General features: G+C 55.8%; 13 protein-coding genes. 4 read left to right on the top strand and 9 right to left on the bottom strand.

Annotation, left to right across the window (positions count from 1 at the left end):
- Window positions 1–71: 71 nt before the first annotated feature.
- From ACILQA_RS08450 to ACILQA_RS08435, 4 genes are read left to right on the top strand one after another with little or no spacing between them, the layout of a single operon-like run.
- Entirely contained in the window at window positions 72–605 is a 534-nt protein-coding gene (locus tag ACILQA_RS08450) for a J domain-containing protein (protein WP_324476851.1), read from the top strand.
- Window positions 606–644: 39 nt separating this feature from the next.
- Entirely contained in the window at window positions 645–1037 is a 393-nt protein-coding gene (locus ACILQA_RS08445) for a hypothetical protein (RefSeq protein WP_324482239.1), read from the top strand.
- A gap of 51 nt (window positions 1038–1088) precedes the next feature.
- Window positions 1089–3062 (top strand): TonB-dependent receptor family protein, encoded by a 1974-nt coding sequence (locus ACILQA_RS08440; protein ID WP_395629302.1) that lies wholly within the window; start codon window positions 1089–1091, stop codon window positions 3060–3062.
- A gap of 10 nt (window positions 3063–3072) precedes the next feature.
- Window positions 3073–4413, top strand: coding sequence for a PepSY-associated TM helix domain-containing protein (locus ACILQA_RS08435; protein ID WP_395629301.1), 1341 nt, complete (start codon window positions 3073–3075; stop codon window positions 4411–4413).
- Here ACILQA_RS08435 and ACILQA_RS08430 read toward each other — a convergent pair.
- The 9 genes from ACILQA_RS08430 to ACILQA_RS08390 form a co-directional block, all read right to left on the bottom strand.
- The gene (locus tag ACILQA_RS08430; protein ID WP_395629300.1) at window positions 4401–4805 is read right to left on the bottom strand and encodes a SufE family protein; all 405 of its coding nucleotides are present in this window, start codon (window positions 4803–4805) and stop codon (window positions 4401–4403) included. The genes ACILQA_RS08435 and ACILQA_RS08430 overlap by 13 nt on opposite strands.
- A 24-nt stretch (window positions 4806–4829) precedes the next feature.
- Window positions 4830–5072, bottom strand: a complete 243-nt coding sequence (locus ACILQA_RS08425; RefSeq protein ID WP_324476840.1) for a hypothetical protein — start codon at window positions 5070–5072, stop codon at window positions 4830–4832.
- Between the two features lie 26 nt (window positions 5073–5098).
- Window positions 5099–5371 (bottom strand): hypothetical protein, encoded by a 273-nt coding sequence (locus ACILQA_RS08420; protein WP_395629299.1) that lies wholly within the window; start codon window positions 5369–5371, stop codon window positions 5099–5101.
- A gap of 10 nt (window positions 5372–5381) precedes the next feature.
- Window positions 5382–5669 carry a hypothetical protein gene (locus tag ACILQA_RS08415; protein WP_395629298.1) on the bottom strand — a complete coding sequence of 96 codons (288 nt, stop codon included), beginning with the start codon at window positions 5667–5669 and terminating at the stop codon, window positions 5382–5384.
- 58 nt (window positions 5670–5727) lie between these two features.
- Complete coding sequence (locus ACILQA_RS08410) at window positions 5728–6027, bottom strand: hypothetical protein (protein ID WP_395629297.1); 300 nt, start codon at window positions 6025–6027, stop codon at window positions 5728–5730.
- Window positions 6024–6182, bottom strand: coding sequence for a hypothetical protein (locus ACILQA_RS08405; protein WP_395629296.1), 159 nt, complete (start codon window positions 6180–6182; stop codon window positions 6024–6026). The genes ACILQA_RS08410 and ACILQA_RS08405 overlap by 4 nt, the downstream gene beginning before the upstream one ends.
- A gap of 26 nt (window positions 6183–6208) precedes the next feature.
- Entirely contained in the window at window positions 6209–6592 is a 384-nt protein-coding gene (pspC, locus tag ACILQA_RS08400) for an envelope stress response membrane protein PspC (protein ID WP_395629295.1), read from the bottom strand.
- A 1-nt stretch (window position 6593) separates the two neighbouring features.
- Window positions 6594–6881 carry an envelope stress response membrane protein PspB gene (gene pspB, locus ACILQA_RS08395; protein WP_395629294.1) on the bottom strand — a complete coding sequence of 96 codons (288 nt, stop codon included), beginning with the start codon at window positions 6879–6881 and terminating at the stop codon, window positions 6594–6596.
- 4 nt (window positions 6882–6885) lie between these two features.
- On the bottom strand, window positions 6886–7516 hold a 631-nt coding region (locus ACILQA_RS08390; protein ID WP_395629293.1), incomplete at its 5' end, for a PspA/IM30 family protein.

Here is a 7516-nt window from a genome sequence, read left to right as displayed (position 1 = left end):
GCGCTCTGTCCGGCGCATAAATTGCGTTTACGCCACTAGCAAAATGCGCGTGCCGTCGCTAAGTCGGCGGCATGGTGCGTACCACTCGACGAAATGACTGGGGTTTTCCCCGCTGGCGCGGCTATGGCAGTAGCACCGAAGCGCAACAGGTGCGTCTGTGTGACCGCTATGGTTGTAACAAAGCCGGAAACTGCCCCGCACCGAAATCGCCCAACAGCCCGGACCGCTGGATGTTCTGCGAAGAACATGCCGGTGAATATAACCGTGGTTGGGACTATTTCGAAGGTCTGACGAAGGAAGAAGCCGACGAGCGTGAGGCCAATGAGCGCCGCGATTCATCGGGCTACAAAGAATCCGCGCATTATGGCTGGGCCGGGTCCGGCGACGGCAGCCGCAGCCGTGATGAAATGCATGCGCTCGATATTTTGGGCCTTGAAAGCGACTCCACGTTTGATGACGCGAAAAAAGCCTGGCGCAAAATCGCCAAGGAAACACATCCCGACGTAAACCCCGGCAACGCCGACGCGGCCAAGGCTTTTCAGGCGGGGCAGGCGGCTTATGACGTTCTGCGCGTTGCCGAAGAACGGCGCGAGTGGAAGGGTTAGTTACTTGCGTGGGCCAAATTGCAAGCGCATAGGGCGCGCGTGATTCGCGCATCTTCGCCCTTCCGGAATATAGCTGCAGCAATGATATTGCTGGCGCTGGCTTTGCGCGTCATCATTCCGTCTGGCTTTATGCCGTCGTCGGAGCGTGGTTTTGCGCTGACCATCTGTACCGGAATGGACACCCAGACCGTCTGGATGGACAAATCGGGTAAGCTGCACAAAGAAGATCCATCAAAAGGCAAATCGGTTGAGCATCAACCTTGTGCCTTTGCGGGAGCCGCGATGGCGGCGGACGTGCTTTCCGCTGATTTCCAAGTTGCAATGGCACCTGTTGCGCTTGCCATTCCTGTTTTTGCCAAACGCGAAGTCTCGGTTGGCGCTGGCCTCGCTGCCCCGCCGCCCCCAGCTATAGGTCCACCTTCTTACGTCTAAACTACAGGGCTGCTTTGCGGCCTATCTCTCGTTTAGATTTAGGAAAATATCATGAAATTTTTGTCCATTTTGCGCGCGTCTGTTGCGTGCTCTGTTATTGCCATCATTACCCCTGCCGCAGCTGAAGAGGCTGCTGACACCACGATTATTGTCACCGGCCGTGCCGCCGCTGACGAATCCGAAATATCGGCAAACAACACCGCAGGCGGCACCGACGTCGTTAGCCACGAAGATTATGCAGACAAGACCGTCGTGTCTTTGCGTGATACCTTGGCCTTTTCGCCAGGCGTGTATACCCAGCCGCGTTTTGGGCAGGAGGTCCGCATTTCCATTCGCGGTTCGGGTCTATCGCGTGGCTTTCACATGCGCGGACTGACGTTGCTGCAGGATGGGGTCCCCATCAATCTGGCCGACGACAATGGCGACTTTCAAGAGCTTGAACCCATATTTTTCGACCATTTAGAGGTATATCGCGGCGCGAACGCGTTGAGATTTGGTTCCGGTACATTGGGTGGCGCAATCAACGGTGTTACGCCCACCGGAGACAATGCCGCGGGTCTTTACCTTCGCGGTGATGTTGGCAGCTCTGACTTTTATCGTGGCTTGGCGTCTTTTGGAGTGGGTGACGACGACGCCAATGCTTGGGCAGCGATCAGCGCCGATAGCCACAAGGGGGATCGGCAACACGCCCAGCGGAACTCAATCCGCTTTAACGGAAATGCTGGGGTTAGGATTTCGGATGTCGTGTCGACGCGATTTTACGCAAGCGCGACGACACTTAATCAGGAACTGCCCGGTGCACTGACCCGCGCAACGGCGTTGACTGCGCCACGCAGCGGCAATTTTGTCGGGGATCAGGCGCGCGATATCAATTCGGTTCGTATCCAGAACCGGACCCGTTTCGACTGGGGCAGAAGCCGTCTGGATGTTGGCGCGTTCGTGAACGCCAAAGAATTATATCACCCGATTTATCAGGTCATTGATCAGACATCGACAGATCGCGGCGTGTTCGCCCGTTATGATCGCGAGGGAGACGACTGGAGCGTTACTGTCGGCGGAGAGTCCCGTTGGGGAACAATTGACTCAAAGCGCTTTATCAATGTGAACGGCAAGCGTGGAGCGCTCACCTTCGAAGCCGACCAGACGGCCCGGACGTCGAATATGTATGGAGAGCTGCGTGCAACGCCGGTTGCGGGTGTTACGCTTATAGCAGGCGGTATATATGCCGATGGCTTCCGAAAGCAGGTTCAGATCGTTCCGTCTGCCGCAACCGGCGCAGCGTCGTTCGAGGCCTTCTCGCCCAAATTTGGCGTCCTCTGGGAACCGTCCGAAGACGTCCAAATTTTTGCCAATTATAGCAAATCCACAGAATTTCCGACCTTCGTTGAACTCGCGCAAATTGCGGCGTTCGTTCCTGTAAAGGAACAAACTGCATGGACAGCCGAAATCGGGACACGCGGGAAAATGGGATGGGTGAGCTTCGATGTTGCCCTGTACCGCGCGAACATAAAACGCGAAATGCTGCAATTTACCGTAGGGCGGGACATTCCAGCCTCAACGTTCAACGCCGATAAAACACGGCATCAGGGTGTCGAGGCCGCGTTTAGTGCCGCGCCAACCGATTGGCTGCGCTTCCGGCAGATCTGGCAATATTCCGACTTCCGCTTTGTCGCTGATGCCCAATATGGCAACAACCGGCTGCCTGTGGTGCCAAAGCATGTCCTGCGATCGGAGCTTCGATTTGGCAGCGACGATTTGCATATTGCGCCGAATGTCGAATGGGTGCCGCAGGGTGCATGGGCAGACTATCGGAACACGACACGCACGACGGGCTATACCCTGTTAGGCTTATCTGCCGGCGCGCGCGTTATGGCCGGGGTCGATCTATTTCTTGACGCGCGGAACCTGACCGGAGAGAAAACCATTGGCGACGTATCGGCCGCTATCCTTGCCTCCGCAGCATCCGCCATTTACTACCCGGTTGAACGCCGTGCCATTTACGGCGGCGTCCGCGCGCGGTTTTAGGAGAGCAGAGATGGAAAATACGTCTTTCTACCGCACGATCTGGCGTTGGCATTTTTATGCTTCGCTTTTTGTCATGCCGCTGATCCTCGTGCTTGCGACAACAGGCGCAATTTACCTGTTCAAGCCGCAATTGGACCGTTGGGAAGAGCGCGCATTTACGAACCTATCGACTGAACAGGCAGTATCACCCAATGTGCAGTTGGCCGCTGTCATGGCGGCCAATCCGGGTGCGCAATTCCAAAGCTATCGCTTGCCCGAACATGCAGGCGATGCCGCGATGATACATATCGGCCTCGCCGACGGCCAATCCATGCGCGACGTCTATGTGTCACCGCAGGGTAAAGTGTTGGGCAGCATCGATCCGGAAAGCCGGATATCCGCCACGGTGTCGCGGATACATGGGTCGCTGCTTATCGGCAAAATGGGTGATTGGATTGTTGAACTGGCGGCGTGCTGGGCGATCGTCATGATCATGACCGGTCTGTATATGTGGTGGCCGCGCGGGCAGCGCTTTGCCGGTGTCGTTTGGCCCCGGTTGGGGAAGGGCAATCGCGTGTTCCTGCGCGATCTGCATGCGGTGACTGGCTTCTGGGTTTCAGGGCTGGCGCTTGTTCTGCTAACCACAGGACTGCCTTGGGCGAGCGTCTGGGGCGATGCTTTCCGTATTGCCCGCGCTGAAATGGGCCTCGTGCAAGGCGCGCAAGACTGGAAAACGGGCAGTGCCGCCCCGCATGCCGAGCATGATCATGATGCAATGATGAAAATGCAGGCTGCCGGCATTCCGCTGGTTGGTTTGGCGGACATGGTCGCCAAAGCGAAAGCCGAACGACTGCCGCACCCGGCGTTGGTGAAAGCACCAGGCGCGCCTGAGCGTTTCGGCCCGCCTGCGCCGATGGCTTGGACCATTAAGTCGGAGGCGCAGAACCGGCCATTGAACCGCGAGATCACATTTGATGTTGCAACGGGCAAGGAAATGTCGCGGAAAGGCTTTGCCGACAAGCATGTGATTGATCGCGCGGTCAATTATGGAATTGCATGGCACGAGGGCCAGCTTTTTGGATGGTTCAATCAGTTGGTCGGCGTGCTCACTGCGCTTGGCCTGATCACATTGGTTGTGTCAGGTTTCCTGATGTGGCGCAGGCGCAAGCCCGATGATGCGCTCGGCGCACCGCCGATTGCTGCGGTGCCACCAAAAATGCGCGGGGTTGTGATGATCATCGGTGTTATGGCGTTGCTCTTGCCGTTGCTTGCGGCATCGCTGTTTGCGCTGTGGCTGTTCGACCGGCTGCTGCTGCCGCGACTGCCTGCACTTGCGATGTGGCTTGGGTTGCGTCCGGCTCAGCCGGCGTAACGCGCTGCCGTCTCGCGGATAAGCGAGATCATATTGGGAATGCCCTGTGTCCGGTTCGAACTTAACTGATTTTTGAGGTCGAACGGCGCAAGGGCGTTCTCGATATCGGTCTTCAGAATGTCGGCCGCATTTTTGTGCTCAACCGTTTTCAGGACCAGCGCGATGATGCCTTTGGTGATCGCGGCGTTGCTGTCGGCCAAAAATGTGAGTTCTTTATCAGCGGTCACGGGATAGACCCATACACTTGCGGAACATCCCCGAACGAGCGTCGCATCGGTTTTTAACGCGGCGGGCATTTCGGGCAATTCGCGGCCGAGGTCGATAAGCAACCGATAGCGGTCATCGGCCTCAAGAAATTCATATTCTTCGGTAATGTCGGCAAATGTTGTCATGCACTGCGCATATGGCCGCGATGCTTAGATATCAATCCCTGCCGCTATGGCTTCAAGCCTTTTCACGCGCTCTTTCAAATCGGCGACTTCAATACGCGACGTGGCCGAGGGCACGGGTGCTTCATTGCCATGGCGCATTGTTTCCAGCTCGGCATGCTTAAGCGCAATCCAGTCGCGCCAGCCGCGTAGGCTTAATGACGATACGATGCCGACGCATAGCACCGCAAAGGCACCGATAATGATGTAGAAGTTGGGATCCTGTTGCATGGTCCTTCCTTTCCGTCCGCGCGCCGTTACCGGCTGCGCAGTTCCTCAATCTGACGGTTGATGTCACTCGTATTATTGTTGTCCGTCGCGATGCGCTCCAAAACCTGAATGCGTTCTTTCAAGGCACGAATTTCGTCCTGCATCTGCTGCGTATCCGCATTGTTCAAAAGACGGTGGGTTTTCGTGCCCATGAAATTTTCGTCTTCAACGATTCCGAGCTTTGCCTTTTGCTTTGTCTGGATAATCCTGCCGATCGTGATGATGGCAATGATTGCGACGACCATTTGAAACGGATCCATTACTTCCTCCTCAATTCGAAGGCCCTCGAAGGGCCTCTATTTCAGATGTTAACCGGTGACTGTCATCGACGATGATTTTTTCCACATTGGCGAGGCGGTCCTTGATTGAGCCGATTTCTGCGCGCAGCTGCGCGTTTTCTTGGCTCAACAATTTTACGCGTTCGACGGCTTCCTGGTCGGTCTTGGGATAGACTGACTGGCCCCACATACCATCAAGCGGATATCCATTTTTGATGCGCATCCATGTGGTGAGCACCCAGCCAGCCACGCCCACAACTGTGATAAGAGTGATCGGCATTGCCAGTTGCATCAAGCCTTCAACTAACGTGGGATCCATCATTTTTCTCCAGCGCGCCTCAGCGCAGTTTTTCGATTTCTTCCGACAGCCGTCCGGCCTTATCCGTGACGATCCGTTCCAAGACCGCGACCCGTTCTTCTAGGCGACCAACCTTGCCATTCAGCGTTTCATTTTCATTGCTGAGCAGCATGATTTTGCGCTCCGCTTCGGGATAGTCGCCATCGGTCAGCGCTGACTTGCCGCCCCATTCATCTTCCAACGGGTAGCCATGTTTGGCGCGGATCCAGTTGTTGATGAGCCATCCGACTGTCATCATTGCAACAATCGCAATAACGAAATTTGGTCCCGCAAAGCTCATTTGAATTCTTTCCATGGCAGGCGGCGCGTCACGGGCCGGATGGGGCTGTCGCGGAAATCAACGCTCCAGTTGCGGCGATCTGCGTTGCGTTTCTTCTGTGCGAAGTGGCGATATGCAAACCACCCAATCAGCCCGAGAATGATAAGCGTAAACATTATTATTCCTTCCAATATGTCGCCGTTTATCGAAGGCTCTCGATCTCGTCCGCCAGCTGCTTGTTGTTGCTGACATAATAGGTTTCCATTTCGGCCAACCGGTGGTCGATTTCCCGGAAACGCGAACGAATGTCGCGTGTTGTGCGGGCAGGTGACTGACGCACGCCCTGCCAGAATTTCTGGTCTTGGCGATCATCGGTATAGAGATGCACTGGCTTTTGGTTGGCCATCCAGGCGGTGATGACATAGGCAATCAGCGTCCACGGAAAACCGCCCATCAGGGTGAGCATCACCGCGCCAAGCCGTACCCAGAGAACGTCCACGCCGGTATAGTCGGCAATCCCGGCGCAAACGCCTTTCCATTTCGCATTCATCTTATCGAGATAGAATTTGGTATGTGTACCAGCCATTTTAGCGGTTCCTTTCCAGCCTGCGGACATTTTCGGGGTCGAAATCTTTTGTTTCATGATCGATGCGACGTGGCTGCCACTCGGGATTTTCCTGCGCGACCAGACGCTCAACGGTATCGAGACGGTCTTCCAGACGACGGGCAAGTTCGTTCATGTCGCCGAGCATACGCTCATCATCATTGGTCAGCGTTGCCGCGGTTTTCCAGCGGGTGACATAATGCAGGATGAGCCAAGGCAAGCCAATGAACAGCATGCCAACGACGAGAACGGGGATGAGAGTATCTTCCATCGGTTCAACCTTCCTTCTGTGCGTCTTGTTTCATGGCTTTTTTCATCGCTTCCAGCTCGGCATCGACCACGTCGAAGGACTCAAGCGCTGCGATTTCGTCGCCTAGACTGCGTGGGGCGTCTGAACCGATGGACAGCGAGTCTGCATATCCCTGCGCTTCGTCCACGCGGCGTTCGAGCACGTCAAAGCGAGAGAAAGCCTCGCGAACCTTGTCGCCATTATACATCGTGCGCAGCTTGACCTGATTCTCGGCGCTTTCAAGGCGCGTCATCAACGCGTTCTGACGGCTGCGGGCGTCGGCGAGCTTTTTCTGCAGCTTGTGAATATCCTGCTCCGAAGCTTTTAACGCATCGTTGAGAACATCGACTTCCGCCGTCAGCTGGTCTTTCATATCGGTCGCCTTGCGCTTTTCGACCAAGGCAGCCTTGGCAAGGTCTTCGCGATCTTTTGACAGCGCAAGATGAGCCTTGTCGGTCCAGTCAGCTTCAAGCGTATTTAGCTTGTCGATGTGCCGGCGCAGTTCTTTTTGGTCCGCGATCGTCCGGGCTGCGGAAGCGCGGACTTCAACCAGCGTTTCTTCCATCTCCAGAATGATCATACGGATCATCTTCGCCGGGTCCTGCGACTTGTCGAGC

The organism is Sphingorhabdus sp. (genome assembly GCF_044239005.1).
Taxonomy (GTDB): Bacteria; Pseudomonadota; Alphaproteobacteria; order Sphingomonadales; family Sphingomonadaceae; genus Sphingorhabdus_B.
The sequence above is the reverse complement of the archived record's forward strand: the minus strand, read 5'-3'. Positions and strand labels throughout refer to the sequence as shown.